The organism is Streptomyces sp. NPDC087428 (assembly GCF_044744085.1).
Taxonomy (GTDB): domain Bacteria; phylum Actinomycetota; class Actinomycetes; order Streptomycetales; family Streptomycetaceae; genus Streptomyces.
Map to the genome: position 1 here is coordinate 153,141 of NZ_JBIUXR010000017.1, position 24,986 is coordinate 178,126.

The 24,986-nt window shown below is 71.1% G+C and carries 26 protein-coding genes, 1 tRNA gene and 1 pseudogene; 22 read left to right on the forward strand and 6 right to left on the reverse strand.

The genetic code is table 11. From position 1 onward, the window contains the following. Positions 1-16 precede the first annotated feature (16 nt). The gene (locus ACIO3R_RS31940) at positions 17-709 is read right to left on the reverse strand and encodes a hypothetical protein (RefSeq protein WP_402110498.1); all 693 of its coding nucleotides are present in this window, start codon (positions 707-709) and stop codon (positions 17-19) included. 264 nt (positions 710-973) lie between these two features. Here ACIO3R_RS31940 and ACIO3R_RS31945 point away from each other — a divergent pair, with 264 nt between their 5' ends. From ACIO3R_RS31945 to ACIO3R_RS31965, 5 genes and pseudogenes are all read left to right on the forward strand, one after another. Then, positions 974-3,106: a TerD family protein gene (locus ACIO3R_RS31945; RefSeq protein ID WP_402110542.1), complete on the forward strand. Its 2,133-nt coding sequence runs from the start codon at positions 974-976 to the stop codon at positions 3,104-3,106. 147 nt (positions 3,107-3,253) lie between these two features. Further along, positions 3,254-3,577 (forward strand): annotated as a pseudogene (locus ACIO3R_RS31950) (sigma factor); the annotation flags it as partial. Positions 3,578-3,681: 104 nt separating this feature from the next. Continuing rightward, positions 3,682-4,314 carry an HhH-GPD-type base excision DNA repair protein gene (locus ACIO3R_RS31955; protein ID WP_385348160.1) on the forward strand — a complete coding sequence of 211 codons (633 nt, stop codon included), beginning with the start codon at positions 3,682-3,684 and terminating at the stop codon, positions 4,312-4,314. A gap of 149 nt (positions 4,315-4,463) precedes the next feature. Further along, entirely contained in the window at positions 4,464-4,760 is a 297-nt protein-coding gene (locus tag ACIO3R_RS31960) for a type II toxin-antitoxin system VapB family antitoxin (protein ID WP_073736427.1), read from the forward strand. 144 nt (positions 4,761-4,904) lie between these two features. Then, positions 4,905-5,513, forward strand: a complete 609-nt coding sequence (locus ACIO3R_RS31965) for a LytR C-terminal domain-containing protein (RefSeq protein WP_385036329.1) — start codon at positions 4,905-4,907, stop codon at positions 5,511-5,513. 43 nt (positions 5,514-5,556) lie between these two features. Here the strand turns inward: ACIO3R_RS31965 and upp are convergent, their stop codons facing one another. Then, positions 5,557-6,192, reverse strand: a complete 636-nt coding sequence (gene upp, locus ACIO3R_RS31970; protein WP_219573448.1) for a uracil phosphoribosyltransferase — start codon at positions 6,190-6,192, stop codon at positions 5,557-5,559. Positions 6,193-6,295: 103 nt separating this feature from the next. Here upp and ACIO3R_RS31975 point away from each other — a divergent pair, with 103 nt between their 5' ends. The 4 genes from ACIO3R_RS31975 to ACIO3R_RS31990 all read left to right on the forward strand — a co-directional run bounded on the left by ACIO3R_RS31975 (position 6,296) and on the right by ACIO3R_RS31990 (position 8,047). Further along, on the forward strand, positions 6,296-6,520 hold the full coding sequence (locus ACIO3R_RS31975; RefSeq protein ID WP_385036321.1) for a hypothetical protein: 225 nt from the start codon (positions 6,296-6,298) through the stop codon (positions 6,518-6,520). Positions 6,521-6,801: 281 nt separating this feature from the next. Next, positions 6,802-7,374 (forward strand): hypothetical protein, encoded by a 573-nt coding sequence (locus ACIO3R_RS31980; RefSeq protein ID WP_402110501.1) that lies wholly within the window; start codon positions 6,802-6,804, stop codon positions 7,372-7,374. A gap of 9 nt (positions 7,375-7,383) precedes the next feature. After that, positions 7,384-7,884 carry a tRNA adenosine(34) deaminase TadA gene (tadA, locus tag ACIO3R_RS31985; RefSeq protein ID WP_385036323.1) on the forward strand — a complete coding sequence of 167 codons (501 nt, stop codon included), beginning with the start codon at positions 7,384-7,386 and terminating at the stop codon, positions 7,882-7,884. A gap of 78 nt (positions 7,885-7,962) precedes the next feature. Next, positions 7,963-8,047 (forward strand) — tRNA-Ser (locus tag ACIO3R_RS31990). Positions 8,048-8,228: 181 nt separating this feature from the next. On the opposite strand, the gene ACIO3R_RS31995 is transcribed toward ACIO3R_RS31990, so the two are convergent. Continuing rightward, the gene (locus ACIO3R_RS31995) at positions 8,229-8,858 is read right to left on the reverse strand and encodes a pentapeptide repeat-containing protein (RefSeq protein ID WP_402110503.1); all 630 of its coding nucleotides are present in this window, start codon (positions 8,856-8,858) and stop codon (positions 8,229-8,231) included. 75 nt (positions 8,859-8,933) lie between these two features. On the opposite strand from ACIO3R_RS31995, the gene ACIO3R_RS32000 reads away from it, so the two are divergent. From ACIO3R_RS32000 to ACIO3R_RS32030, 7 genes are all read left to right on the forward strand, one after another. Next, positions 8,934-9,524: a TetR/AcrR family transcriptional regulator gene (locus ACIO3R_RS32000; RefSeq protein ID WP_402110505.1), complete on the forward strand. Its 591-nt coding sequence runs from the start codon at positions 8,934-8,936 to the stop codon at positions 9,522-9,524. A gap of 64 nt (positions 9,525-9,588) precedes the next feature. Beyond that, positions 9,589-10,782, forward strand: a complete 1,194-nt coding sequence (locus ACIO3R_RS32005) for an epoxide hydrolase family protein (RefSeq protein WP_402110507.1) — start codon at positions 9,589-9,591, stop codon at positions 10,780-10,782. 793 nt (positions 10,783-11,575) lie between these two features. Beyond that, the gene (locus ACIO3R_RS32010; RefSeq protein ID WP_185092260.1) at positions 11,576-11,740 is read left to right on the forward strand and encodes a hypothetical protein; all 165 of its coding nucleotides are present in this window, start codon (positions 11,576-11,578) and stop codon (positions 11,738-11,740) included. An 11-nt stretch (positions 11,741-11,751) separates the two neighbouring features. Then, positions 11,752-12,045 (forward strand): Dabb family protein, encoded by a 294-nt coding sequence (locus ACIO3R_RS32015; RefSeq protein ID WP_362961493.1) that lies wholly within the window; start codon positions 11,752-11,754, stop codon positions 12,043-12,045. A 203-nt stretch (positions 12,046-12,248) separates the two neighbouring features. After that, positions 12,249-13,187: an RNA polymerase sigma factor SigF gene (locus ACIO3R_RS32020; RefSeq protein ID WP_385036324.1), complete on the forward strand. Its 939-nt coding sequence runs from the start codon at positions 12,249-12,251 to the stop codon at positions 13,185-13,187. Positions 13,188-13,421: 234 nt separating this feature from the next. Beyond that, the gene (locus tag ACIO3R_RS32025) at positions 13,422-14,288 is read left to right on the forward strand and encodes an RNA polymerase sigma factor SigF (RefSeq protein ID WP_123460544.1); all 867 of its coding nucleotides are present in this window, start codon (positions 13,422-13,424) and stop codon (positions 14,286-14,288) included. Positions 14,289-14,345: 57 nt separating this feature from the next. Further along, positions 14,346-15,209 carry a hypothetical protein gene (locus ACIO3R_RS32030; RefSeq protein ID WP_402110509.1) on the forward strand — a complete coding sequence of 288 codons (864 nt, stop codon included), beginning with the start codon at positions 14,346-14,348 and terminating at the stop codon, positions 15,207-15,209. 29 nt (positions 15,210-15,238) lie between these two features. Here the strand turns inward: ACIO3R_RS32030 and ACIO3R_RS32035 are convergent, their stop codons facing one another. Beyond that, positions 15,239-15,451 (reverse strand): hypothetical protein, encoded by a 213-nt coding sequence (locus tag ACIO3R_RS32035; protein WP_362961489.1) that lies wholly within the window; start codon positions 15,449-15,451, stop codon positions 15,239-15,241. 563 nt (positions 15,452-16,014) lie between these two features. Between ACIO3R_RS32035 and ACIO3R_RS32040 the strand changes: the two genes are divergently transcribed. The 5 genes from ACIO3R_RS32040 (at position 16,015) to ACIO3R_RS32060 (ending at position 21,530) form a co-directional block, all read left to right on the forward strand. Continuing rightward, on the forward strand, positions 16,015-16,536 hold the full coding sequence (locus ACIO3R_RS32040) for a MarR family winged helix-turn-helix transcriptional regulator (protein WP_385036326.1): 522 nt from the start codon (positions 16,015-16,017) through the stop codon (positions 16,534-16,536). 23 nt (positions 16,537-16,559) lie between these two features. Next, complete coding sequence (locus ACIO3R_RS32045) at positions 16,560-19,055, forward strand: DHA2 family efflux MFS transporter permease subunit (RefSeq protein ID WP_402110510.1); 2,496 nt, start codon at positions 16,560-16,562, stop codon at positions 19,053-19,055. Between the two features lie 177 nt (positions 19,056-19,232). Further along, positions 19,233-20,051 (forward strand): YceI family protein, encoded by an 819-nt coding sequence (locus ACIO3R_RS32050; RefSeq protein WP_402110512.1) that lies wholly within the window; start codon positions 19,233-19,235, stop codon positions 20,049-20,051. Positions 20,052-20,077: 26 nt separating this feature from the next. Beyond that, a complete protein-coding gene (locus ACIO3R_RS32055; protein WP_385038615.1) occupies positions 20,078-20,548 on the forward strand; it encodes a PPOX class F420-dependent oxidoreductase in 471 nt (156 codons plus the stop codon). Then, positions 20,541-21,530 (forward strand): NAD(P)-dependent oxidoreductase, encoded by a 990-nt coding sequence (locus ACIO3R_RS32060; RefSeq protein ID WP_402110513.1) that lies wholly within the window; start codon positions 20,541-20,543, stop codon positions 21,528-21,530. The genes ACIO3R_RS32055 and ACIO3R_RS32060 overlap by 8 nt, the downstream gene beginning before the upstream one ends. Before the next feature lie 63 nt (positions 21,531-21,593). Here the strand turns inward: ACIO3R_RS32060 and ACIO3R_RS32065 are convergent, their stop codons facing one another. Together ACIO3R_RS32065 and ACIO3R_RS32070 are read right to left on the reverse strand one after the other, a co-directional pair. Further along, the gene (locus ACIO3R_RS32065; protein WP_385038620.1) at positions 21,594-22,355 is read right to left on the reverse strand and encodes a TetR/AcrR family transcriptional regulator; all 762 of its coding nucleotides are present in this window, start codon (positions 22,353-22,355) and stop codon (positions 21,594-21,596) included. Positions 22,356-22,448: 93 nt separating this feature from the next. Continuing rightward, the gene (locus ACIO3R_RS32070) at positions 22,449-23,972 is read right to left on the reverse strand and encodes an MFS transporter (RefSeq protein WP_385038643.1); all 1,524 of its coding nucleotides are present in this window, start codon (positions 23,970-23,972) and stop codon (positions 22,449-22,451) included. Between the two features lie 141 nt (positions 23,973-24,113). Here ACIO3R_RS32070 and ACIO3R_RS32075 point away from each other — a divergent pair, with 141 nt between their 5' ends. Then, a complete protein-coding gene (locus ACIO3R_RS32075; RefSeq protein WP_402110515.1) occupies positions 24,114-24,983 on the forward strand; it encodes an endonuclease/exonuclease/phosphatase family protein in 870 nt (289 codons plus the stop codon). Positions 24,984-24,986: the final 3 nt, after the last annotated feature.

Sequence of the window (24,986 nt, forward strand, 5' to 3'; positions counted from 1 at the left end):
CGCGTCGTCCCCGGCGTCAGCGGTCGCCCACGAGCGCGAAGGCGAACGCCAGCCGCCGGTCGACCCAGTCCGCCTTCACGGTGACCTTCTCGCTGCCCTCGGAGACCATCACCACCTCACCGTCCGCGGTCCATTCGAGCGTCCGCGGCCCGGACGGCTCGTCGCCGCCCTCCGCACCGAAGTCCGCCAGCGCCCCCACCAGCCCGATGGCCGCCTTGACGGCGACCCGTCCGACGGCTTCCGCCGCGGAGTCACCGGCCGCCCACTCGTTGCGCCCGACGATCTCGGGGCGTCCGGGCTGGTCGATGCGCCAGGTGTGCCGGAAGGGCCGCCGCGGCGGTATCCGGCGCAGCGTGCCCAGGACCCCGCCCTGCCCGTCGCGGACCACGTGGTGCCGCTCCCCGTCCACGTCCCGGGCCTCGTCGACGTAACACAGCAACTGCCGCGCCTCCGGGTCCTCGTACAGGGTGAGGCCGGTGGCCGACGGTCCGGCGGCACGCGAGGCGGGGGCGAGGTACGCGCAGGGGGCGTTGACCCGGAACTCCTTGCCGCCCTTGGGGACGCGCACCGCACGCGGCCCGCGAACACCCTTCTTGCGCTTGACGGTTACCGGCTTCTCCTCGCTGCTGACCACGAAGGTACAGACATCCGCCCACGCCACCGGCTCCACCGGCGGCTCCTCGGTCTTCCTGCTCCTGCCGAACGCCACCGCTGCTCCCCCTGCTCACTCGCCCGTTCCTCAGCACCTGAGCGTACGACTGCGGGCGGTGCGGGCTGCGGGGCGGGCGGAAGCCGATGCCCCGGGCCTGGCACGGCACGCATCCGGAGTTCACGAATCCTTCACGCCTCCCCCTTGCGGGCGTTACCGTTCTCCTCGTGTGCAGCGGATTGCGCTGTGTCACGGATCAACATGTCGCCGTTGCCAGGGCGCGTCCCGACGCGGCTGCGTGTCTGGGGGGACTGCATGCGTGAAATGACCAAGGGGGCCAACGCCGGCCTCGCGGACCTGAGCGACGAGGCCGGATCGGTCATCGCGAGTCTGAGCTGGAGCAGCAACGCCGGGGACGGCGACGCCGACGTGTCCGTGCTGCTGCTGGACGGCAACGGCAAGGTCCGCACCGACGCCGACTTCTTCTACTACAACAACCCCACGGCGGCCGACGGCAGTGTGCAGTTGCTCGGCAAGACGCCGACCGACAGCGGCAGCGAGGACCGCATCAGCCTCGACCTGACCGCCGTACCCGCGGACGTCGAACGCCTCGTGGTGGCCGCGAGCCGGTACGGCGGCTCGCGCTTCGGTGAACTGGACGATCTGCGGATGACGGTCGCCGACCGCACCGGAGAGGTGCTCCTCGGGTTCTCGATCGCCGATGCCGGGGTGGAGAGCGCCTTCATCTTCGGTGAGTTGTACCGGCGCGGCACGGAGTGGAAGTACCGGGCCATCGGCCAGGGGTACGAGACCGGACTGGCAGGTCTCGCCACGGACTTCGGGATCGATGTCGACGACGAGGGAGAGAACGAGGAGGAGAACGGCGGCGGAAACGGGAGTGCCGGTCCCGACGGCACGGCGGAGCCGCAGACCGTGCGGGATCTCACGGGAGGTTCCTCGCCCCGCACCGGTGAGGCCGCTGCGCCGGTGCCCGCCGGACAGCCCGTCCCCCTGCCCCGGCAGCCGGTTCGCGAAGCCGAGGACGGCGGTGCCGGGCCGGCTGCGGGACCGGCCGGGCGCACGCGCGGTCCCCGGACCGCGAAGAAGAAGGTGACGCTGCCCGCCGTGGCCAAGAAGTCGCTGGCCGAGAACGACGCGTGGAGGCCCGCCCGGCTGTTCCCCGCCCCGACGCTCAAGAGCGACAGGGAGCGGGAGGTGCGGGCGACGTCCGTACTGCTGTCGGTGATGACGCAGGTACCGGAGTTCGGGCGGCGGCTGACCGCCGCGTTCGGCGCTCCGGCCGGCCGTATGCAGACGTTCACCGAGGTCTCCCTCCCGCACGGGGACACTCCCAAGCGCCCCGACGGTGTGATCCGGGTGGAGCGGGCGGGCAAGCTGTGGACCGCCCTCGTCGAGACGAAGACGAACGGCAACGGGCTGAAGTCCGAGCAGGTCCAGAACTACATGGACATCGCCGCCCGCCGCGGTTACGAGGCAGTGATCACACTCTCCAACGACGTTGCTCTGGAGGGCAGTCCGCTCGTCGACGTCAAGACCGACGGGCGGCGCAAGCACAAGGTCGCGCTCTGGCACCTGTCCTGGGCCGAAGTGGCCCACCAGGCACACATGCTGATCCGGCACGAGGGCGTCGGGAACGCCGCTCACGCCTGGCTGTTGCAGGAACTCCTGCACTACCTCCAGCACGAGAACTCCGGCTGTCACGGCTTCCAGAACATGGGGCCCGCATGGGTCCCCGTACGGAACGGCATCGACACGGAGACGCTCAGCCAGGGCGATCCGCGCGCCGTCGAGGTCATCGAGAGCTGGGAACGCCTCATCCGTCAGGTGTGCCTGCGGCTCGGGGGCGAACTGGGCCAGAAGGCCCTTCCCGTGCAGCGCACCCAGCGCGGCACGACTCCGCGGTCGCGCCGGGCCGTCCTCGCCGACCAGCTCTGCGAGGACGGCCGGCTGACCGCCGAACTGCGCGTCGACGGTTCGCCCGGCACCATCACGATCACGGCCGACCTCCGGACCGGGAAGCTGCGCACCTCGGTGGAGATCCCGGCGCCGGAGGGGGCGTACCCCCTCAGCTCGGCCAAGCGTCTGATGCGGCAGCTGGCGGAGGCACCCGCCGACCTCCACGTCGAGACGCTCGTCGAGGGGCACAGCGGTCCGCGCGGCACCCTGGAACGCCTCCGTCCGGAGCCGGGCGACATGCTCCCCAAGGACGGCAGCCGGATCGCCGGATTCCGGCTCTCCCTGTTCAAGGGCATGGGCGGCTCGCGCGGCAACGCCGAATCCGGCTTCATCCGCAGCGTCGACGACGCCGTGGACCGGTTCCACGCACACGTCGTCGCGCACCTTCCGCAGGCCGAACGGCGCACCGCGCGCCGGTCGGCGGAGCCGGATCCGGGGTCCGCAACGGCCGCGCCGTCCGCCGCCCCTGTGCCGGCCTGACGGCGGTCCCGGGCCGGCGCGCGGGTGTGGGCCGTTCCGGGACCTTTTCGGGTGTCCGCGAGAATCTTCCGGCGCGGTGTCGAGGACCGTCCGCCGGATCCGACGTCCCCTGTGAGAGCCGCCCACGAGGGGCGGCGGGGGCGATGTGTGAGACGTACGAGCGAGGTCGAGGACCTGCTGCCGCTGCACGCCCCGCAGGTCCTCGGCGCGCCGGTACGCCGGTACGGGCACTTCGACCCGGCCGAGGACGCGGTCCGGGAGGCGCTGTTCGCCGCCGCCGGGCAGTGGCCGGAGCAGGGGGTGCCGGACAATCCGCGCGGGTGGCTGATCGAGGTGGCCTCCCGGCGGCTCGTGGACCGGCCGCGCAGCGACGACGTCCGGCGGGCGCGTGAGGAGACGGTGGCGGCGCTCACCCCTCGGGCCGACGAGCCCGGTGGGAGCCGGGCGCCCTCCGACGACGACGCCCTCACGCCAAAAGGTTACAAAGAGCGGCAAACGGCTTCAATCGGCCGCCAACAGCTCCGCGGGCGGTGATGGTGCTGGCCGTCGCACCCCGCGCTCGCGATGATCGGGCCATGACCAAGAGCGACAAAGGCCAGGACATCACCCTCCGGATCGCCCAGCAGCCCGAGGCGGACGAACTCCTCGGACGCAGTCCGCTCGCCGCCCTGGTGGGCATGCTGCTGGATCAGCAGGTGCCGATGGAGTGGGCCTTCTCCGGCCCGTACACCCTGGCGCGGCGGATGGGCGGGGACGATCTGGACGCCCATGAGATCGCCGTGTACGACCCCGAGGCGTTCGTCGAGCTGTTCACCGCCAAACCCGCGTTGCACCGCTATCCCGGCTCCATGGCCAAGCGGGTGCAGCAGCTGTGCCAGTACCTGGTGGCTCAGTACGACGGTGTGGCGAGCAGGGTGTGGAGCGACGCCGCCACCGGCGCCGAGCTCCGGAAGCGGCTGAACGCCCTGCCCGGTTTCGGCACCCAGAAGTCGCAGATCTTCCTGGCGCTGCTGGGCAAGCAGTTCGGCGTCCGGCCGCCGGGCTGGCGCGAGGCGGCGGGGCCGTACGGGGAGGACGGCTCGCACCGCTCGGTCGCCGACATCACCGGCCCCGAGTCGCTCGCCGAGGTCCGCGCGTACAAGCAGGAGACCAAGGCGGCGGCCAAGCTGGCGGCCAAGGCCGCGAAGGCCGGCGCCAAGGGCAGGTGAGCGGGCCCGGCGATGTCGTACCCGGCTCCCATCTCCTCAGCCTCCTCACGGACCCAATTCCGGAATGGACGTTTATATGCCGTCGTAGCCCGCACCGCAGTCCCGCTCCGTGGCTGCGCCCGGCGGCTCTTGACCGGTAGGCTTTCCGTGTGATCTTCAAGCGCATCGGAAATGGGCAGCCCTATCCCGACCACGGCCGGGAAAGCACCCGGCAGTGGGCGGATGTCGCGCCGCGCCCGGTCCGCCTCGACCAGCTCGTGACCACCAAGGGCCAGCTGGATCTCGAAACCCTCCTCGCCGAGGACTCCACGTTCTACGGCGATCTGTTCGCGCACGTCGTGAAGTGGCAGGGCGACCTCTACCTGGAGGACGGACTGCACCGCGCGGTCCGCGCCGCGCTCCAGCAGCGCCAGGTACTGCACGCCCGCGTGCTCGAACTCGGCTGAGACCACACACCGCTCCACAACACGCCCCGCGGGGTTCGTTCGGGTGTTTTCCCACTCGGACGGGTGCGATCCATTGATCATTTAGTAGGCATCATCACCGGGCCGCACTACGCTGCGCCCATGAGCATGCTCACTCCCCCCGGCATGGGCGGAAAATACCGCATCACGGGTGACAAGTACCCGCGCATGCGGCGCCCCCGCCGCCGCAGCAGACTGGTTCTCGCCGCCACCGCCTCCGTGGTCGCCCTAGGGGTGGCCGGATGGGGCACGCTGCAGCTCATCGATGTCTTCACGGGCGGCGACAAGACGGCCAGCGCCGCCGACCGCAAGGCGGACTGCCCGTCCGCCAAGCCGTCCGCGCCCGCCGTGGCACTGCCGAAGCCCGCGAAGATCAAGGTCAACGTCTACAACGCGACCCCGCGCGGCGGGCTCGCGAAGGCGGCGGCCGATGAGCTGAAGAAACGCGGGTTCACGATCGGCAAGGTCGGCAACGCAACCGCCGCGTACGACAAGAAGGTCACCGGGACCGGCATACTGCTGGGCGCTCCGACCGCGGTCAACGGCACCTTCCCGGTGCTCGGCACGCAGCTGCCGGGGGCCGCGACGAAGACCGACGCCCGCAAGTCGGCGGACATCGATCTGATCATCGGTACGAAGTTCAAGGCGTTCAGCACGCCGCAGGCGGCCTCCACCGCCCTGACCGCCCTGACCAAGCCCTCCCCCGCGCCCTCCCCCGCGCCGTCCTCCTGCTGAGGACCGCGCGGGGCGGGCGAGCGGGCTGGAGCCGGGACAGGCTCTAGCCGGCGGTGCCGTACATCCGGTCGCCCGCGTCACCGAGGCCCGGGACGATGTAGCCGTGCTCGTTGAGCCGCTCGTCGACCGAGGCGGTGACCACGGTGACCGGCGTCCCCGCCAGCTCGCGCTCCATCACCTCGACGCCCTCGGGCGCGGCGAGCAGCACGACGGCGGTGACGTCGTCCGCACCGCGCTTGATCAGCTCCTGGATGGCCGCGACCAGCGTGCCGCCGGTGGCCAGCATCGGGTCCAGGACGTACACCTGGCGGCCCGAGAGGTCCTCGGGCATACGGGTCGCGTACGTGGACGCCTGTAGCGTCTCCTCGTCGCGGATCATGCCCAGGAAGCCCACCTCGGCGGTCGGCAGCAGCCGCACCATGCCGTCGAGCATGCCGAGGCCGGCCCGCAGGATGGGCACGACCAGGGGCCGCGGATACGAGAGCTTCACGCCGGTGGTGGGTGTCACCGGGGTCTCGATGTCGACCTGCTCGGTGCGCACATCGCGGGTGGCCTCGTACGCGAGCAGGGTGACCAGCTCGTCGGCGAGGCGCCGGAAGGTCGGGGAGTCGGTGCGCTTGTCGCGCAGGGTGGTGAGTTTGTGCGCGACCAGCGGGTGGTCGACGACGTGGATCCGCATGGGACCCAGAGTAGCCGCGCCTCCCGTACCCGTGCGCTGGCATCAACCACACGTTCGGGGGGAAGGTGGGGGCATACGGACCCAGCCTTGGGGTGATGAGCCGATGCCGGACGGGGCACAGCGGAAGCGGGACGGATCGGACCGTCCCGGGACCGGGGACACGCAGGAGGCCGACGCGCAGGAGACGGACGCGCAGCGCCGCAGGCGCCGCGCCCAGTTCCTCCGCGAGCTTCACGAGGCCAAGGCGCTGCGCGACCGGGTCCAGCCGCGGCGGGTCAAGGCCGCCCGAATGCGCCAGGCGATGCGGATGCGGACATTTCGCTGGTAGCCGTCCGGCCTGCGGAAGAACCCCCCGGTGGCGGCATCGGAGAGAACTGATGGCCGACGCAACGTCCGAACTGCTCTCGCCGGGCCCTCGTTTCTGCCACGATTCCGATGGGCGGGACTCAGGGCAGCCGGACCACCGACTGCCCTCCCGCCGGACCGACACACCTAGGGTCTTGTGTTCGGACCAGGCCGGATCAGGGAGCGGGGTCAGACGCGCGTGCCGGACCCCGCGAGCCCGGCCTGATCGGAACGAGAGGCCCCTAGACCAGTGGGAGAGTCACGGTGTACTTCGCCGCACTGCTCGCGCGCACCGAAGACGGGTGGGAAGCGAGCGACACGGATCTCGACGACGTGGAGACCCTGTCCGATCTGACTGATCTGGCCCGTGAAGCCTCGGTTGACGAGGACACGGTGCTCGTTTTCATCGAGCAGGAGGACGCCTGGTTCGGCGTCATCCGGGTGGACGGTGAGGAGGACCCGCGTATCTACGTCTCCAACGCCTCCGCCGCCGCCCGCTCCTCGTACGGGGAGATCCTGCTCACCGATGAACTGCTCGGCCGCGAACCCGGGGCCGAGGACTCGATTGCCGCCCTCGAAGAGCTCGTCGGACTCGACGGTCCTGAGGACGGCGAGCCGGACAACGCCCCCGACCACAACGACGACCACCACCACAACGACACCACCGACGACGATGACGACGGGCTCGACGCCGTACCGGCAGGCCCGCTCGGTGACACCGGGGTCCTGTCCGACCTCGGGCTCCCCGAGGCGGAGCTGCTGATGCTGCGGACGGACGCACTGGTGGAGATCGCGGACGCGCTGGGAGCGGCCGAGGTCCTGGAGACCGTCCGTTAAGGTCCGCGGGTGACCGAAGCACCGCACCCGCACGACCTGCCCCCACCGCACGATCCCGTACGGAACCCGTGGCGGGCGGCCATGCGCCGCGCCCTGGACGAGGCCGACCGGGCGGCGGCGGCCGGCGATGTGCCGGTCGGCGCCGTCGTCCTCGCCCCGGACGGCACAGCGCTCGCCACGGGACACAACGAACGCGAGGCGACCGGCGACCCGACCGCGCACGCCGAGATCCTCGCCCTCCGCCGGGCCGCCGCCGCGCTCGGCGCATGGCGGCTGTCCGGATGCACCCTGGTGGTCACGCTGGAGCCCTGCACGATGTGCGCGGGCGCGCTGGTGCAGTCCCGGGTGGCCCGGGTCGTCTACGGGGCCCGGGACGAGAAGGCCGGAGCGGCCGGCTCGCTCTGGGACGTCGTACGCGACCGCCGGCTCAACCACCGCCCCGAGGTGGTCCCCGGCGTGCTGGAGGCCGACTGCGCGGCACGTCTCACCGCCTTCTTCCGCCACCGCTGACCTGGCATCCCCGCGTCCGGGCGGTGCCTTCGGGAATCGGATTTCGAAGGACGGCCGGGATGGTCTAAGCTCTCTCTCGGTAGCGTGTCCGAGCGGCCGAAGGAGCTCGCCTCGAAAGCGAGTGTGGGGAAACTCACCGAGGGTTCAAATCCCTCCGCTACCGCAGATGGATGAAGGGTCCGGCTCGATGAGCCGGACCCTTCGTGCATGCCTCCGTCTCAGTTCCGATCAGCCGGCGGACAGCCTTCCGACCAGGACCACCCTCGACATCGCCGCGCCTGAGGCCCCGGGCCGTGGGCCGTGGGCTGCCGAAGCGGGCGCGTTCCGGCTGTCGGGCGGTCCGCTCAGGCGACGTGGAGCCCCAGCGCGGTGACTAGTACGGCGGCCTGTTCCAGGCTGACCGTGGCGCGCCCCAGCTCGACCGTGAGGGGGTCGAGCGAGGCGAGATCGCTGCCGCGCAGGTCGCAGCGGATGAAGTTCGCGCTGTGCAGTTGCGCACCCGACAGGTCGACGTCGGTGACGTCGGCGCCCTCCAGTCGCGCGCCGGTGAGATCGGCTTCCCGCATGCGCACGGACCGCAGGGAAGCCTTGCGCAGGTCGGCGCCGGGGAGCCCGACGAACGACCAGTCGCCACCGCTGACCTCGAAGAGGCTGAACGTGCACTGCTGGAACAGGCTGCCGACCAGCTTGCAGTCGGCGAACCGGGTGTCGAAGAAGACGCAGTGGCTGAAGGTGCAGTTCGTGAAGGCGGCGCCGGAGTGCCGCGAGACGTTGAAACGCACCCCCCTGAAAGTGCAGTGGTCGAAGACCGCTCCTTCGTTGGTCACCTCCGTCATGTCGACATCGATGAAGGCGTGGTGGCTGTAGCGGCGGTCGGATATGTCCTGGCCGTACCAGTCCTGCGACCGGATGACCTCGCGGAGCGGTGACGGCGGCACTGGCGGTGGTGCGGATGCGGGTGTGTTCGTCGACATGTTTATATTGAACCATCGTTCAACCGAAAAGGTTGCGAGGAGCCGAACCGAACCGATGGAGAGAGGACACCGCTGATGCCCCGTACCCCCGAAGCCTCCGCCGCCGTCCGGGATGCCACCCGGGCACGCATCCGCCGGGCAGCCGTTCTGCTGATGGCGGAGCAGGGCTATCAGGCCACCACGCTGCGCCAGGTCGCGGCCCGCGCGGGAGTGGCCGACGGCCTGCCCTCGCGCTACTTCGGAAGCAAGGCCGGCCTGCTGATCGACGTGGCCGACGGCTGGCGGGAACGCACCCGCGTCGCGCTTGCCGCCCACGAGGGCGACGACCCCGATGTCACGCTGCGGCTGCTCGTCCGCTCGGCCCTCCTGGGACTGGACACCTCTCCCGAGGAGATCGACGAGGGGCGCGCGGTCTCCGCGCTGCTGGCCGACCCGCAGGCCCGGGACGTGCTGCGTGCGGCGGGAGCCGACATCGCCTCCGCCGACCTGTTGCGAGCGCTGGACGATGCCCTGCTCCGGATCGGCTCTCCCGACCCCGAGGGCGACCGGCTGGTCCTCATGGCGGGAATCCGGGGCGGACTCGTCCTTGCCGCGGAGGACGCCGGTTTCCCCCTGCGCCAACTGGAGGACGCCCTGCTCGACCGGGTCCGCCCCCGTAACCCGTAAACGGCCCACCACCAGGTCCCGGGCCCACGGCCCGGACTACGCACACTGCTCGAAAGCACTCGTCATGAACTCACCGACCACCCGCCCCACCGACATCCGCCCCTTCCGGGCGGCACTGCCGCAAGCCGCTCTCGACGACCTCAACCACCGCCTCGAACGGACCCGCTGGCCCGACGACCTTCCGGGCGCCGGCTGGGAGTACGGGGTTCCTCCCGCGTACCTGCGCGAGCTCGCCGAGCACTGGCGCACCGCATACGACTGGCGTGCTCATGAGGCGCGGCTGAACGAGTATCCGCAGTTCCTCACGGAGATCGACGGCGCCCAGGTGCACTTCCTGCACGTGACCTCCCCCGAACCGGACGCGATGCCGCTGATCCTGACGCACGGCTGGCCCGGCTCGGTCCTCGAATTCCTCGACGTCATCGGTCCGCTGACCGACCCCCGGGCCCACGGCGGTGACCCCGCCGACGCCTTCCACGTCGTGATCCCGTCCATTCCCGGCTTCGGCTTCTCGGGCCCGACGCGGGAAACCCACTGGGACTACCGCCGCGTCGCCCGCGCCTGGGCCGAGCTGATGGAACGGCTCGGCTACCACCGCTACGGCGCACAAGGCGGCGACTTCGGCTCGGGGATATCCAGGGAACTCGGCCTCATCGCCCCCGAACGACTGATCGGCATCCACCTCAACAGCCCGCCGACCTTCCCCACGGGCGACGCCTCCACGCTCGGCGAACTCGACCGCGAACGCCTGGGCAGCTGGACCCGCCACCAGACGGAGACCTCCGGCTACGTGGCCCTGCAGTCCACCCGGCCGCAGACTCTCGCCTACGCCCTGAGCGACTCACCGGTCGGCCAGCTGGCGTGGATCGTCGAGAAGTTCCAGGAATGGACCGACTCCACCGGCACCCCAGAGAGCGCGGTCGACCGCGACCACATGCTGAGCAACGTCACGCTCTACTGGCTGACCGGAACAGCCGGCTCCTCCGCCCGCCTCTACAAGGAGTCCGCCCGCACCTGGGCCGAGGCGGAGGTGTCCGAAGTCCCCACCGGCTTCGCGGTGTTCCCGCACGACGTCACCCTCCCGGTGAGGGCCTTCGCCGAAGAGCTCGACCACATCGTGCACTGGACGGAGATGCCCCGCGGCGGCCACTTCGCCGCCATGGAGGAACCGGACCTGCTCACCTCGGACATCCGGGCCTTCTTCCGCGCGCTGCCCGGAGTCCCGCAGAACACTGGCCACGGGAAGAAAGCGGTGTGATCAGCCGGCATCCGGGCCGGCCTCCGAGCTCGCGCCGCCCGAGAAGCGGGCCCCGATCGTCGCCAACGTCCAGATCGGTCTCATGACCGGCATCATCGGCTCCCGGGTCATCGGCGGTCTCGTGGGCGAGGCGTTCGGCTGGCGCGCAGGCAGGCCGAAGGTACCGGCCGGACCGGTCATCACCGTGCGGCACGTACCGCACGGGAACCGTCGGAGGCCGATCGAGCAGGACTCGGCAGGACAGAAACACGGTGGCATGTCCCACTCTCAGGAAAGACCGCAGGTGAGGCGGGTCACATAGGCGGGTTCGCATCCCTCCGCCACCGCAGACGGATGAAGGGGCCGGCCCGTTCGGGTCGGTCCCTTCTCTGCGTTCCGCCTGCCCGTTCCGCCTGCCCCACGGAACGACGCGGGCCCCGGCTCGGGAAGGAGCCGGGGCCTGCGTGTGGTGCTGTGCTGCTGCTCAGGTCGGGGGAAGCGGCATCGGGGGGACAAGCCGCTTCCCCCGATGAGAACAGGCCCTACCAGCCCTCGCCGCGATCGGGGGGGTGCCGCGGCGAGGACCCCACAGAGGGGTCCTGTTCCTCGCCCCGCGGACTTCCTGCCACATCCGCCGGGCTCGCCATCCATCCTGCCTGCCCACAGAAGCCGCGAGGCCGGGCAAAGGGCCCCGATCTCCGGGTCCTTGGTCCCTAAAGTCCGGATGAGTGATCGGAAACAGCAGGCGGATACGGCCATTCGTGCGGATAGACTCGCCCGACCGCGCACGAGATCGAAGGGGAGCCAGGGGCCGATGGTGCAAGCGAAGAAGATCGCTCTCTACTTGATAGTCGTCTTCGTGCTCTACACGATCATCACGTCCCCGGCACGGGCCGCCGATCTCGTCCAAGTAGGGTTCGAGGGCGTTTCGAGTGCCGCGCAGAGCGTCGGTGACTTCATGTCCGAGCTCGTGAAGTAGGAGTAACCCCCATGATCCGCCATCTGGTCCTGTTCAAGCTGAACGACGGCGTCGAGCGGGACGATCCGCGGGTCGTCGCGGGGGCCAGGGCCTTCCAGGAACTGGCGGACAAGGTCCCCGGGCTGGAGTTCTGGGAGTGCGCCTGGAACATCACCGACCGGCCGATCGCGTACGACTTCGCCATCAACTCCGCCGTCGCCGACGAGGCCGCGCTGAAGAGCTACATCGAGCATCCGGCCCACCAGGCGGCCGCCGGTCAGTGGCGTGAGTTCGCCACCTGGGTGATCGCCGACTACCCGTTCTGACCCCTTCGGCCCTGCGAGCCCCTCACCACAGCGGTGAGGGGCTTTTCTTTGTGTTTAAACCGATTCGAGGCCAACACGGCGCAATAGGGTGCTTGCACATAGTGGACATGTCTTGTGATGCTATGACCGCTTTTGACGGATGAGTTGACCGAAGTTGACCGCAAAGGGGTGGCGTCACCGTGCCGGCCAGTACAGCGCCTCAAGTGCCTCCCCAGACCGCCCAGACGGGGCAGCCGACCCCGACGGCGTCCGCCGTCCAGACGGCACCGACCGCCCGGACGGAGCAGACCGCCCAGCAGCCGCAGGCCGTCCAGCCGCAAGCGGCGGTGCAGACGATCGAGACCGAGACGCCCGACGACACCGTCACGCCCGCCCGGACCAGGGGCGCGGACACCAGGGCGCTCACCCAGGTCCTCTTCGGGCAGCTCAAGGGGCTGGAGCCGGGGACGGCGGAGCACGGCCGGGTCCGGACGGCGCTGATCGAGGCGAACCTCCCCCTCGTGCGGTACGCCGCGGCGCGGTTCAGGAGCCGCAACGAGCCGATGGAGGACGTCGTCCAGGTCGGCACGATCGGCCTGATCAACGCCATCGACCGGTTCGACCCCGAACGGGGCGTCCAGTTCCCGACCTTCGCGATGCCGACCGTGGTCGGCGAGATCAAGCGGTACTTCCGGGACAACGTACGGACAGTCCACGTGCCGCGCCGGCTGCACGAGCTCTGGGTCCAGGTCACCGGCGCCACCGAGGACCTGACGACCGCTCACGGCCGCTCACCCACCACCGGGGAGATCGCCGAACGGCTGAAGATCTCCGAGGACGAGGTGCTGGCCTGCATCGAGGCGGGGCGCTCGTACCACGCGACCTCACTGGAAGCCGCCCAGGAGGGCGACGGACTGCCCGGCCTGCTGGACCGGCTCGGCTACGAGGACCCGGCGCTGGCCGGGGTCGAACACCGCGATCTGGTCCGGCACCTGCTCGTCCAGCTGCCCGAGCGGGAGCAGCGGATCCTGCTGCTGCGCTACTACAGCAATCTGACGCAGTCCCAGATCAGTGCGGAACTGGGTGTCTCCCAGATGCACGTGTCAAGGCTCCTCGCCAGAAGTTTCGCCCGACTGCGATCCGCAAACAGGATCGAGGCGTAGCCGGATCGGGTAGACCGCTCCTCGGGCGTTCCCACCGAAACACATGCGGCAAACCCTTTGTTAAGTGCACAGACTCCCCCAAGACTTGTCGACAAGTCACTACAGCGTGTTGCCGACATGTGACATTCTGCGGGAACCGCGTTTGCCGCCGCCTCCCCTCCGGTATTCAGGTGGAGGCTGCGTTCCTCCGATGGTCGCGGCCACCGCGACCGTCCGCGACCTCAAGGGGGTGGCATGTCCGCAGAACAGGGCAGCTCGAAGGTGCTCACGCTCACCAAGAGCGCACCCGCACCCGTTGTGCTCACCAGCTCGTCGGAAGCCATCGACACCCGCACGCTGTCCCGCTCGCTGTTCGTGCGGCTCGCCGCACTGGGTCCCGCACCGGGTCCCGATGGAACGGACAGCCCCGAGCGTGCCTATGTGCGGGACACACTCATCGAGCTCAACCTGCCGCTGGTGCGTTATGCCGCGGCACGGTTCCGCAGCCGTAACGAACCCATGGAGGACATCGTCCAGGTCGGCACGATCGGCCTGATCAAGGCGATCGACCGGTTCGACTGCGAACGCGGCGTGGAGTTCCCCACGTTCGCGATGCCCACCGTCGTCGGAGAGATCAAGCGCTTCTTCCGCGACACCTCGTGGTCGGTACGTGTGCCCCGCCGGCTCCAGGAGCTCCGGCTCGCCCTCACCAAGACCAGCGACGAGCTCGCCCAGAAGCTCGACCGCTCGCCGACCGTGCCGGAGCTGGCCAAGGCGCTCGGGGTGTCCGAGGAGGACGTCGTCGACGGCCTGGCCGTCGGCAACGCCTACACCGCCTCCTCGCTCGACTCGCCCTCACCCGAGGACGACGGCGGCGAGGGCTCGCTGGCCGACCGGCTGGGATACGAGGACGCGGCGCTGGAGGGCGTCGAGTACCGCGAGTCCCTCAAGCCGCTGCTGGCCAAACTCCCGCCCCGGGAGCGGCAGATCATCATGCTGCGGTTCTTCGCCAACATGACCCAGTCGCAGATCGGCGAGGAGGTCGGCATCTCGCAGATGCACGTCTCGCGCCTGCTGACCCGCACGCTCGCCCAGCTCAGGGAGGGCCTCATCGCCGACTGACCCGCGCGCAGCCGCGCAAGGGTTCCGAATTGACGGACCGTCAGCCACACTGGCGCGATGCGACGTCAGACATTCGGCCCGCCCGGCCGCCGGGGCACCGTGATCGCCGCCTCGGCGGCCGTGCTGTGCCTGGGCGCGGCGCTGGCAGGCTGTGGCAACGGGACGGGCGGCGACGGCTACACGGCCGTCGGTGCCGCGCGGTCGGCCCCCGCAGAGGCCCCCTCGGGGGCGGTGGCGCCCTCGGGGAAGGTCACGCTGGTCCCGCTGGACGGGGACGGGCGCGGGGACGGTGGCGGGGACGGTGGCGGCAAGGGAGACGCGGGCGGCGACGGCGGACGCGGCGGCGCCTCGCCCGCACCGGGCTCCTCGGCCGCGTCACACGGTGCGGGCGGTGCCGGGGGCGCGGGCGGCGGGGACGGCGGTGCGGGTGGTTCGGGCGGCGCCGCGGGGCGGCCGGGTACGCCGGGCCGTACGGCGGACGGCTCCAGCCCCACGAGCGGCACGAGCGGCGGCGGCGCTGGCGGCGCGAGCCCCACGGGCGGCTCCGGCTCCGGTGGCTCCGGCTCCACCGGTCCCGCGACCCCGTCCGCGCCGGGCTCCACCGCCCCCGCGGGGGCGGCCGTGCTGAAGGTGGGAGCGCCCGAGCGGGCGGCGGCGGACAAGCGCTGGTGCGAGAAGGTCACCGTGGAGTTCCGCAACACCGGTGGATCACCGGCGCGTTCGGGCACCGTCACCTTCGCCACGCACATCATCGGCGGGCTGGGGATCGACTGGGCGACCCGGGAATCGACAGCGCCGCTGCCCGCACCGATCGGCGCGGGAGCGGCGCGGAAGAAGACGTACACCGTCTGTGTGGACGCCTGGCGGGTGCCCCTGGGCATGCATGTCGAGACCCGGGACGTCACCGCCGTCTGGAAGTGACGGATGGGGACGGGCTGACCGGGGGCCGGTCAGCCGAGCGCGAGCCAGGCGACCGCACCGAGGACGACGATCACCGCGACGACGATGGCGATCAGTCCGGTCCTCGGGCCGGACGACACGGCCGCGGGCTGCTGCCGGCGCTGCGGCTCGCCCTCGTCGACGAAGGCGCGGAACATCTGCGTGTTGCCTGCCGGGTCGCTTGTGCCCTCGGGACCCTGCGGGGCGTGGGGGTTGTGTGCCATGTCGCAGGACCCTAGCGAACTCGGCGCGGGCGCCCAACCCCCGGGGCGGTGAAGGCGCGAGGCCGCGGCGGGGAAACCCGCGCGGAAGGCGCGGGCGAGGGGCGCGGGCCCCAGGTGTGCGGCGGCGAGGACGCGAAGACGCGGTGCGGAGCCCGTCGGCCCCCCGCACCGTGCGCCGCGCCGGGCTCGGCGCCCCACCTCACACACAACACCGTTGCGTACCGGGCCACTTGGGGATCGCGGCCGCCCCCGCCCGCCGGCCCTCCCGTATATACGCGCGAGGGGCCGTCGCACACCGCTCGCGGGCTCGGCCGCGTCGCCTCTCGGGCGGACCGGTCCCCCCGGAGAGCGGGCTCCGGACCGGGGCGCCCGCGCCCCCTGTGTGGCACGACACACATCCACCACTCGCGCACCGCACACGCTGCGGCTTTGACTCCGGCCCTACGGAGCCTTTTGCGTTCCTTTACTTATGCAAGCCCTTTTTCGTTTGCCTGCAACAACCAACGGCTTCTATGGTTGCCCTAAGCAACAACATGACCGGTGTGAAGATGTCTGGGGGTCCCGTGGCCGCACGGAGTCAGTACGAGGAACTGGCCCGGCAGCTGAGCGCCATCGGCGCAGTGAAACGAGGACTCGCCCGCACCCTGCCGGCCGAATGCCCCGCGGGCTCCGCGGCCGTACTGGCTCTGCTGAGCCGGCACGGCGAAATGCGGATCAGCAGACTGGCCGAACTGCTCGACGTCGACATGTCGGTGACCAGCCGGCACGTCGCCCACGTGGCAGAACGCGGCTGGATCGAGCGGTCCCCGGACCCGGCGGACAAGCGTTCCCGGATCCTGCGGCTGACCCCCGCGGGCGAGGACGTGCTCGGCGACCTGAACCGCCGGACCACCGAAATGTTCGCCCACCACCTCGAGGATTGGTCCGACGAAGAGGTCGGGCAGCTCAACACGCTGCTGGCCCGGTTGCGCGACAGTTTCTCCTGTCGCAGCTCCGGCGGGTGCGCCCCCGGACGGCACAGCGGCGACTGCCGCACCCGGCCGGCCGACAGCAACGACGGCTCGTACACCCGTACACCCGTGTAACAGAAGCAAAGACAAGGATTTAAATGGCTACGACCACACCAACCGGTGTGCGGGGCGGCCACGCCAAGCACGGAGGGAACGATTCCTCCGACGGCACGCCGATGACACACCGGCAGATCATGGAAGCACTCACCGGGCTGATGCTCGGCATGTTCGTCGCGATCCTGTCGTCCACCGTCGTCACCAACGCCCTGCCGGAGATCATCTCCGACCTCGGCGGCGGTCAGAGCGCCTACACCTGGGTCGTCACGGCCTCGCTGCTGGCCATGACGGCGACCACCCCCCTGTGGGGCAAGCTCTCCGACCTGTTCAGCAAGAAGCTGCTGGTCCAGATAGCCCTGATCATCTACGTGCTCGGCTCGGTCGTCGCCGGTATGTCGACCAGCAGCGGCATGCTGATCGCCTGCCGCGTGGTGCAGGGCATCGGCGTCGGCGGTCTCTCCGCCCTCGCCCAGATCGTGATGGCCGCGATGATCGCCCCGCGTGAGCGCGGTCGCTACAGCGGCTACCTCGGCGCGGTCTTCGCCGTCGCCACCGTCGGCGGCCCGCTGCTCGGCGGCGTCATCACCGACACCAGCTGGATGGGCTGGCGCTGGTGCTTCTACGTCGGCGTGCCGTTCGCGGCCATCGCCCTCGTCGTGCTCCAGAAGACCCTGAAGCTCCCGGTCGTCAAGCGCGAGGTCAAGGTCGACTGGACCGGAGCCTTCTTCATCAGCTCCGCCGTCTCCCTGCTGCTCCTCTGGGTGACCTTCGCCGGCGACAAGTACGACTGGATGTCCTGGCAGACCGGCGTGATGCTGGCCGGCTCCGTGCTCCTCGCCCTGCTCTTCGTCTTCACCGAGTCCCGGGCCCGCGAGCCGATCATCCCGCTGCGGCTGTTCCGCAACCGCACCATCACGCTGGCCTCGCTGGCCTCGCTGTTCGTCGGTATCGCGATGTTCGCGGGCACCGTCTTCTTCAGCCAGTACTTCCAGCTGGCGCGCGGCAAGTCGCCGACGATGTCCGGTGTGATGACGATCCCGATGATCACGGGTCTGTTCCTCTCCTCCACCATCTCCGGCCAGGTCATCACCAAGACGGGCCGCTGGAAGGCCTGGCTGGTCAGCGGCGGCTTCCTGATCACGGCCGGGCTCGGCATGCTCGGCACGATCCGGTACGACACCGCGTACTGGCAGATCGCGGTCTACATGTTCGTGATGGGTCTCGGCGTCGGCATGATGATGCAGAACCTGGTACTCGCCACCCAGAACCAGGTCGACCCCAAGGACCTCGGTTCTGCCAGCTCCGTCGTCACCTTCTTCCGTTCGCTCGGTGGTGCCATCGGTGTCTCGGCACTGGGCGCCGTCATGGCGAACCGCGTCACCCACTACGTCAAGGACGGCCTCACGGACCTCGGTCCCCAGGGCGCGGCCATGGACGCCGGCGGCGGGGGCATCCCCAACCTGGACACGCTGCCCGGACCGATCCGTACGGTCGTCGAGGCCGCCTACGGACACGGCGTCGGTGACGTCTTCCTGTACGCGGCTCCGGCCGCACTGCTCGCCTTCGTGATCACGATCTTCATCAAGGAGGTCGCGCTGAGGACGAACGCCGCGAACGACGCCCCGGTCCGGCCCGAGGCAGCGGCGGCGGAGCCGGCCGGCACGGCGGTCCTCGCCGAGGTCCCGTCCGGTACCGCGGCACCGGTCTCCGAGGGAACGGCCGGGGTCACCGCGGTCGACACCCTTCAGGCCGCTCCGGTGGCGACGCCGCAGGGCACCGCCGTACACGGTGTGGTGCGCGGCGCCGAGGGCACGCCCGTCGGGCACGCCGCCGTCACGCTGATCTCGCTGGGCGGCCGGCAGCTGGGCCTCTCGGCCGCGCAGGCCGACGGCAGCTACGGTCTGGACGCCCCGGGCGCCGGTTCGTACGTGCTGATCGCGTCCGCCGACGGCTTCCAGCCGCAGGCGTCCACCGTGGTCGTCGGCGAGGAGCCGCTCGCGTACGACATCCTGCTCGCCGGTACGAGCGGGCTGGCCGGAACCGTGCGGGCCGCCGAGGGCGGTACGCCGGTCGAGGGCGCCATGATCATCGTGACCGATGTGCGCGGCGACGTACTGGCCACCGGCAAGTCCGGTGAGGCGGGCGAGTTCACCTTCGGTGAGCTGGTCCCCGGTTCGGTGACCGTCGCGGTGAACGCGGCCGGGTTCCGCCCGATGGCGCTGCCCGTGGAGGTCGGCGGCCAGGGTGTCACCCGGGTCGACGCCGCACTGCGGTCCGGTGCGCTGGTGCAGGGTGTCGTGCGGGCCGGTTCCGGTCTGCGGCCGCTGCCGGACGCCCGCGTCACACTGATCGACGCGGCGGGCAACGTGATCGCCAACTCCACGACCGGGGAGGACGGGGCGTACGCCTTCACCGACCTGGACGCGGGCGAGTACTCGGTCATCGCGACCGGATACCCGCCGGTGGCGGGCGCCCTGACCGTGGCCGGCCGAGGAATCGACGGCCACGACATCGAGCTCGCCCACCCCGGCGAGTAGTCAAGACCCCTGGCGGGACGGCGCTTCGAGCGGAGAGGCTGTCCGGGCAGGTGGAAATGGGCCCCGGTGGCGGGGACGGCAGGCAGGGGACGGCCTGTCGTCCCCGCCCCGGGGCCCGACTCATTGAGTGACCCGTTCCGTGAGCGGGCGGGTCATTGAGCAAGGAGAGAAAACGGGATGGGACTTCGCGCACAGGTACGGACGCGGGACGGCTGGGCCGTCCAGCACGCGGTCGTGACGGTCACCGACATGACCGGTACGCAGGTGCTGCGGGCCGCCGCCGACGAGGACGGGGCGGTGCGGGCCGACACCCAGCTGTCCGCCGGCGCGTACACCGTGATCGTGACGGCGGTCGGATACGCGCCCGCCGCCTCGACCGCCCTCGTCACGGCGAGCGGCCGGGTCGAGGCGGGCACGGTGGTACTGGCCCGCCAGGGCGGTGTGGAGCTGCCGCCGCCGGGCGCCTGGTCACTGGACCCGGCGCACTCCTCCGTGGCGGCGGTCGCCCAGCACCTGGGGATCTCCAGCGTGCACGGCCGGTTCACCGAGTTCGGCGGCCGGATCGAGATCGCCGAGGACGTGCAGCGGTCCCGGGTGGAGGCGGTCATCAGCGCGACCAGCATCGACACCGGCAACGGGATGCGGGACAAGCACCTGCGGTCCCCGGACTTCCTCGACACGGACCGGTTCCCGGAGATCACGTACCGCTCCAGCGGACTGACCCCGGCCGGCCCCGACCGGTGGACCGTGCACGGCGAGCTCTCGCTGCACGGGGTGGCGCGCCCCATCGACCTCGACCTGAGCTACCTCGGCACCGGCCCCGACCCGTGGGGCGGCGTGCGCGCGGCGTTCCGGGCGACGGCCGAGCTCCGCCGCGAGGACTTCGCCATGAACTACAACCAGGTGATCCAGGCGGGCATCTCGGCGATCGGCACGACGCTCCGGGTGGAGCTCGACATCCAGGCCGTGCAGGGCGATTCCCTTCCGGCCGCGTAACCGCCCGCGGTCGTAGGGTCTGTTCCATGGCATCCAACATCGCGACCAACACCGCCGTGGAACTCGACGCCTTGCTGGCGTTCGTACGCCCCAGGCACCGGGCGATCCTGCTCACCACCCGGTCCGACGGCCGCCCCCAGGGCTCCCCGCTCACCTGCGGCGTCGACGACGCGGGCCGGATCGTCGTCTCGACGTACCCGGAACGCGCCAAGACCCGCAACGCCAAGCGGGACGAGCGGGTGAGCCTGATCGTCCTGTCCGACGACTGGAACGGGCCGTGGGTGCAGATCGACGGCTCGGCCGAGGTGATCGACTCACCGGACTCGGTCGAGCCGCTCGTCGAGTACTTCCGGAACATCTCCGGGGAGCACCCGGACTGGGACGAGTACCGGGCGGCGATGGTGAAACAGGGCAAGTCGATCATCAGGATCACGCCCGAGCGCTGGAGCCCCGTCGCGACGGGCGGCTTCCCGGCGCGGCTCGCCTCCGATGACTGACCGGATACCGGGCCGGCCGACGGACCTGGTGACGGGCCCGGTGGCCGTCCCGCCGGCCGGTACCGCACATCTCGCGCGGGCGCGGCTGCTGGCCGCGCCCGGCCTCGCCGACCCCGTGGTCCGCTCGCTGGAGCGGATCGCCGGGCGGCCGGTGGAGCGCACGGGCGCGGACCCCGCCGTCCCGGACGGTCCCTACGTGTACGTGGGGGCGGCGCTGCCCGGGGCGCTGCGCGGGGACGGGCTGCTCTGGTTCCACAGCGTGAACGCCGGTACGGACGCGGTGCTGGATGCCGGGCCGTGGCCGTCCGGGGCGCTGCTCACCCGGACGGTGGGCCGGATGGGCGAGCGGATCGCGCAGTACGTGCTGGCGTGGGTGCTGGCCGACTGCCAGTCCGTCCCGGAGTTCACGGCGCGGCACGCGCGGGCCGAGTGGCGCCGCGTCCCCGGCGAACTCGTCTCCGGGCAGACCGCGTTGATCCACGGCACCGGCCGGATCGGCTCGGCCGTCGCGGGGCTGCTGCGGGCCTGCGGCATCCGGACGGTGGGCGTGGTGCGCACCCCGCGCGCGGTCCCGCCCGGCTTCGACGCGGTGGCCGGTCCGGACGAGCAGGTGGACGCCCGCTGGGTGGTCGCCGCGCTTCCGCTGACCGGGGAGACGGCGGGCCGCTTCGGGGCGGAGCGGTTCGCGGCGATGGGCGGCGCCTCGTTCATCAATGTGGGCCGGGGCGCGACCGTGGACCTGGCGGCGCTGGAGGCCGCGCTGCACGCGGGGACGGTGGGGCGGGCGGTGCTCGACGTGCTGGCGGACGAGCCCGCGGGACCCGGTGACCGCTGCTGGCGGCTGCCCCGGACAGTGGTGACCTCGCACTCCGCGGGCATCACCGCGGACGACGACATCGTCACGGACTTCGCGGCGTGCCTGCGGGACCTCGTCGCGGGCCGCGTCCCGGCACTCGCCGTGGACCCGGCACGCGGCTACTGACGCCGGGCGCGTACCGGCGGCCCGGGAGGGCGGGGGACGGCCGCCGAGGGCCCCGGCCCCCGGCTATCCCCGGCCGCGCATCGCCTCGATGCCCGCGATCAGCAGGTCGAGGGCGAAGGTGAAGTCCCGCTCGCGCATCTCCTCGACGGTGTCCCCGCCACGCGCCTCCATCAGGCTCTGCGAGGACGCCATCAGGTCCTTCAGCTGCGGCTGGGCGCGGATCGTGCCCAGCGCCTGCCGGTAGAAGTCGTCCTGGCTGAGTCCCGCGTCCGCGGACCGCTGCACGACATGGCCCTCGATGGTGCCGAACCCGTACACGAACTGGAAGACCGCCGACATCGCGCCCGTCTGGTGCCGCAGCGGCAGCTCGGTGGCCCGGATGACGTCCTGCATGGCGTACGAGAAGAGCAGCGAGTGCGGGCCGATGTTCAGGAAGTTCCCGGCCAGCGCGGACGCCCAGGTGTGCCGGACGAGCATGCTCCGGTAGCTGGTGGCCAGTTCGCGCAGCCGTTCGCGCCAGTCGGCGTCCGTGCGCGGGGGCGCGATCTCTTCGAAGACCGAGTCCAGGGCCAGCTCCAGCAGGTCGTCCTTGGTATCGACGTACCAGTAGAGGGACATCGCCGTGACGTTCAGTTCGGCGGCGAGGCGGCGCATGGAGAACTTGGCGAGGCCCTCGGCGTCCAGCAGCCGGACCGACGCCGCCGTGATCTTCTCCCGGTCGAGACCGGCCGGCTGGTCGGATTTCCGGCTGCGCGTCGGTGCCCTGCCGTCGAGCCACACGCTGGTCCTGGCAGGGTTCTTCACGCGATCGGCCGCGGACACCATGGCGCACTCCCTTGTCTCGCCGGCGGGACGAACCGGGTACGTACTCCCTGCCCAAAAACCGGAGTCGTACGGTCCGGAACGTCCCGCCCGATGCTATGCCGCTACCGCGGCCGGGTCAGCCTGAGCCGATTCTCCCCGCTCCGCACGGCGCAGCAGCACGGCGGCCAGCACTCCGCCCACGAGCACCGCGACGGCACCGACCAGCTGGCTCGTCTCCAGACCCGAGGCGAAGGCGTCCGTGATGCGCTGCCGCTCGCCCGCACCGCTCGCGGCGGCGAGTGCGGCGGGCAGCGAGGCGGCTCCCACGGCCGTCGGGACGAGCGCGGCGAACCGGGAGTTCAGCACGGCGCCGAGGACCGCGACCCCGAGGCCGTTGCCGCATTCGGCGAGGGTGCCGTTGACCCCGGCGCCGACGCCCGCCTTCTCCGGCGGGATCGCGCTCATGATCGCGTTGGCCATGGCGGGCATGGCGAGCGCGATGCCCGCGCCCATCACGAGCAGGCCGAGCAGCATGCCGCCGTAGCCGTGCCGCCCGAGCAGCGCGATCGCGGCCAGGCCGGCGGCGAGCAGCCCCATCCCGGAGGCGATGGTGACGGGCGTGCCGAGCTTGGGCACCAGCCGCGCGCCCAGCCCGGTGAGGTTGAGCGCGACGACGCTCAGGGCCAGCGGAGCCGTCCGCAGACCCGCCTCCAGCGGACCGTAACCGAGGACGAACTGGAGCTGCTGGGTGAGCAGGAACAGCGAGCCGCCCATCCCGAACGCGACCAGGATCGCGCCCGCGACCGCGCCGATGAACTTCTGGTTCCGGAAGAAGTGCATGTCCAGCATCGGATACGGGATGTGCAGCTCCCACAGCACGAATCCGGTGAGGACGGCGACCCCGACGAAAGCGGTCAGCAGCACCTGGCCGGAGGTCCAGCCGTGCCCAGGTCCGGAGATGATCGCGTACACGACCGCGGCCATGCCGATGGTGGAGAGCAGCGCGCCGAGCAGGTCGGGGCGCTCCCCGGTCGGGTTCTTGGACTCCGGCACCAGCCGCGCCACGGCCACCAGGCCGATCACGGCGACCGGGATGTTGATCAGGAAGATCGCGCCCCACCAGAAGTGGTCGAGCATGACCCCGCCGATCAGCGGGCCGACGGCGAAGCCGAGGGAGCTGACGGTCGACCAGATGCCGATCGCCTTCACCCGCTCGGCGTCGTCGAAGATCTGGACGACGACGGCCAGCGTCGTGGTCATCAGCAGCGCGCCGCCGATGCCCATACCGGCGCGTGCGGCGATCAGTTGCGCGGAGGACTGGGCGAGCCCGGCCACCAGCGAGCCGACGCCGAACAGCGCCAGTCCCGTGATCAGCATCTTCTTGCGGCCGTAGCGGTCGGCCGAGCTGCCGGCGGTCAGCAGCAGACCCGACTGGACGAGCGAGTAGGCGTTGATCATCCACTGCACATCGGCGGTGGAGGCGTCCAGTTCGCGGGTGAGGGAGGGGATCGCGACGTTGAGGACGGTGTTGTCGAGCAGCACGGTGAGCTGGGCGAGGCAGATGACACCGAGGATCAGCCAGCGCTGCGGATGGCTCGTCGGCGAGAGGTGGTTCTGCTCGGCGGCGGACGCCGTCATACGGACTCCCGGACGTTCGATCATGGCCCTATACGGTGTACAGGGGATGGGTTGTACACCGTATAGCTGCTCCCGTCGGGCGTACAACCGGCTTTCCCGCGGTACGGTGCCGATCGCTGATCCGACAAGGGCTGGAGTGGTATGTCACTGCGTCGCCGTACGGTGGAAATCCTGCTTGCCGCGGGCCTGTTGGGGACGGTGCTGGTGCCTCCCGCGACGGCTGCCGGGCACGGTCACGGGCAGGAGCGGCTGGTGCCTCTGCGGGTCGCCACGTACAACATCCATGCGGGTGCGGGCATGGACAACGTCTTCGATCTCGACCGGCAGGTCGCCGAGCTCCGCTCGCTGGACGCGGACGTCATCGGGCTCCAGGAGGTCGATGTCCACTGGGGTGCCCGCAGCGAGTGGCGGGACCTGGCGGGCGAGCTGGGCCGGCGGCTCGGCATGAGGGTCTCGTTCGCCCCGATCTACAGCTTCGACCCGGCGACCGCGGGTGCGCCGCGGCGCGAGTTCGGGGTCGCGGTGCTGTCCCGGTACCGCATCGTGAGTGCCGAGAACCACGACATCACCCGGCTCTCCACCCAGGACCCGAACCCGGTGCCGACACCCGGGCCCGGCTTCGGCGAGGTGGTGCTGCGGGTGAAGGGGCTGCCCGTGCACGTGTACGCGACGCACCTCGACTACCGGGGCGACCCGTCCGTACGGACCGCCCAGGTGGCCGACACCCGCCGGATCATGGCCGAGGACCGGAAGGAGGAGCGGGGGCCCGTACGGCAGATCCTGCTCGGCGACTTCAACGCGGCCCCGACCGCCCCGGAGCTGGCCCCGCTGTGGGAGGAGCTGACGGACATCGAGCCGGGCGCCCCCACCTTCCCGGCGCAGGACCCGGTGCAGCGGATCGACTACGTGGCCGTGTCCAAGGACACCGTGCGGGTACGCGGCGCGGCGGTGGCCGAGACACTCGCCTCCGACCACCGCCCCGTTGTCGCGGACCTGTTGCTGCGGCGCTGATCC

Excerpts from the sequence above, each read along its gene's own strand:
- ACIO3R_RS31975 (WP_385036321.1), top strand. The coding sequence starts at position 6,296 with ATGCCGGACGGGGCACAGCGGAAGCGGGACGGATCGGACCGTCCCGGG.
- ACIO3R_RS32060 (WP_402110513.1), top strand. The coding sequence starts at position 20,541 with ATGACTGACCGGATACCGGGCCGGCCGACGGACCTGGTGACGGGCCCG.
- ACIO3R_RS32075 (WP_402110515.1), top strand. The coding sequence starts at position 24,114 with ATGTCACTGCGTCGCCGTACGGTGGAAATCCTGCTTGCCGCGGGCCTG.
- upp (WP_219573448.1), bottom strand. The coding sequence starts at position 6,192 with ATGCGGATCCACGTCGTCGACCACCCGCTGGTCGCGCACAAACTCACC.
- ACIO3R_RS32035 (WP_362961489.1), bottom strand. The coding sequence starts at position 15,451 with ATGGCACACAACCCCCACGCCCCGCAGGGTCCCGAGGGCACAAGCGAC.
- ACIO3R_RS31965 (WP_385036329.1), top strand. The coding sequence starts at position 4,905 with ATGGGCGGAAAATACCGCATCACGGGTGACAAGTACCCGCGCATGCGG.
- ACIO3R_RS32045 (WP_402110510.1), top strand. The coding sequence starts at position 16,560 with ATGGCTACGACCACACCAACCGGTGTGCGGGGCGGCCACGCCAAGCAC.
- ACIO3R_RS32025 (WP_123460544.1), top strand. The coding sequence starts at position 13,422 with ATGTCCGCAGAACAGGGCAGCTCGAAGGTGCTCACGCTCACCAAGAGC.
- ACIO3R_RS32005 (WP_402110507.1), top strand. The coding sequence starts at position 9,589 with ATGAACTCACCGACCACCCGCCCCACCGACATCCGCCCCTTCCGGGCG.
- ACIO3R_RS31955 (WP_385348160.1), top strand. The coding sequence starts at position 3,682 with ATGACCAAGAGCGACAAAGGCCAGGACATCACCCTCCGGATCGCCCAG.
- ACIO3R_RS32070 (WP_385038643.1), bottom strand. The coding sequence starts at position 23,972 with ATGACGGCGTCCGCCGCCGAGCAGAACCACCTCTCGCCGACGAGCCAT.
- ACIO3R_RS32000 (WP_402110505.1), top strand. The coding sequence starts at position 8,934 with ATGCCCCGTACCCCCGAAGCCTCCGCCGCCGTCCGGGATGCCACCCGG.
- ACIO3R_RS32010 (WP_185092260.1), top strand. The coding sequence starts at position 11,576 with ATGGTGCAAGCGAAGAAGATCGCTCTCTACTTGATAGTCGTCTTCGTG.
- ACIO3R_RS31995 (WP_402110503.1), bottom strand. The coding sequence starts at position 8,858 with ATGTCGACGAACACACCCGCATCCGCACCACCGCCAGTGCCGCCGTCA.
- ACIO3R_RS32065 (WP_385038620.1), bottom strand. The coding sequence starts at position 22,355 with ATGGTGTCCGCGGCCGATCGCGTGAAGAACCCTGCCAGGACCAGCGTG.
- ACIO3R_RS31945 (WP_402110542.1), top strand. The coding sequence starts at position 974 with ATGACCAAGGGGGCCAACGCCGGCCTCGCGGACCTGAGCGACGAGGCC.
- ACIO3R_RS32030 (WP_402110509.1), top strand. The coding sequence starts at position 14,346 with ATGCGACGTCAGACATTCGGCCCGCCCGGCCGCCGGGGCACCGTGATC.
- ACIO3R_RS32015 (WP_362961493.1), top strand. The coding sequence starts at position 11,752 with ATGATCCGCCATCTGGTCCTGTTCAAGCTGAACGACGGCGTCGAGCGG.
- ACIO3R_RS32050 (WP_402110512.1), top strand. The coding sequence starts at position 19,233 with ATGGGACTTCGCGCACAGGTACGGACGCGGGACGGCTGGGCCGTCCAG.
- ACIO3R_RS32055 (WP_385038615.1), top strand. The coding sequence starts at position 20,078 with ATGGCATCCAACATCGCGACCAACACCGCCGTGGAACTCGACGCCTTG.